Source organism: Actinoplanes sp. NBRC 103695, from assembly GCF_030269485.1.
Lineage (GTDB): Bacteria > Actinomycetota > Actinomycetes > Mycobacteriales > Micromonosporaceae > Actinoplanes.
The window spans coordinates 1-255 of sequence record NZ_BSTL01000166.1 but is presented as its reverse complement, the minus strand read 5'-3'; the positions used below and the strand labels follow the sequence as shown (position 1 = coordinate 255).

General features: G+C 69.0%; 1 pseudogene. It reads left to right on the top strand.

Annotated elements, in window-relative coordinates:
- Positions 1–255 (top strand): annotated as a pseudogene (locus tag QSK31_RS48705) (IS5 family transposase); the annotation flags it as partial.

Below are 255 nucleotides of genomic sequence, written 5' to 3'. Positions count from 1 at the left end.
CGGTGTACTACTACTTTGCTCTGTGGCGCGATGACGGCACCGACGCGGCCATCCATGATCTGCTGCGCTGTCAGGCGCGGGAACGGGCCGGGCGGGCCGAGGACCCGACCGCGGTCGTGCTGGACACTCAGTCGATCCGGGCGGCGAACCACGTGCCCGCCGCCACCGGCAAAGACGCCGGCAAGAAAGTGCCGGGACGTAAGCGGGGCCTGGCCGTGGACGTGCTCGGGTTGATCATCGCAGTCGTGGTGACCG